Raw genomic sequence first — 612 nt, 5'->3', positions numbered from 1 at the left:
TGGGGAGGGCCCGGCGCGGCTGCTGCACGTGGCCAGCCTCAATCCGGTGAAGGACCAGACGACCCTGTTGCGCGCACTCGCTGCGCTGGCCCGCGCCGGGGTCGACTTCCGCATCGACCTGGTCGGCGTGGACACCCTCGACGGTGCGATGCAGCGCCTGGTCGCCACGCTGGGCCTGAGCGCGCGCGTGCGCTTCCTCGGCTTCAAGACCCAGCGCGACCTGCGGCCGCTGGTGGAGGCGGCGGATCTGCTGGTGTTGTCGTCGCAGCACGAGGCCGGGCCGCTGGTATTGCTGGAAGCGGCGGTGGCCGGCGTGCCGACCGTGGGCACCGCGGTCGGGCATCTGCAGGAGTGGGCGCCGTCGGCGGCGCTGGCGGTGCGGGTCGGCGACTGGGCCGGGCTGGCCGATGCGCTGCGCCAGGTGCTCAGCGACGACGACCTGCGCCTGCGCCTGGCCTGGGCGGCGCAATGCCGGGCCGTGCGCGAGGACGCCGACTGCAGCGTGCGCGGCTTCACCGCGCTGTACCAGCGCCTGTGCGCACCGCGCAGCACCGATGAGCGGCGCGCGGCGCAGAACGGTTGACGCGCAGCGCGGCGTGCCGGCGCTTCGCC

Annotated in this window: 1 protein-coding gene; it reads left to right on the top strand. The window is 75.2% G+C overall.

Annotation, left to right across the window (positions count from 1 at the left end; translation table 11 throughout):
• The coding region (locus D183_RS25925; RefSeq protein ID WP_017911160.1) for a glycosyltransferase family 4 protein at positions 1-583 on the top strand (583 nt) is incomplete at its 5' end.
• Positions 584-612: the final 29 nt, after the last annotated feature.

Origin of the sequence: Xanthomonas sp. SHU 199, from assembly GCF_000364665.1 — a bacterium.
Taxonomy (GTDB): Bacteria; Pseudomonadota; Gammaproteobacteria; order Xanthomonadales; family Xanthomonadaceae; genus Xanthomonas_A; species Xanthomonas_A sontii.
The sequence above is the reverse complement of the archived record's forward strand: the minus strand, read 5'-3'. Positions and strand labels throughout refer to the sequence as shown.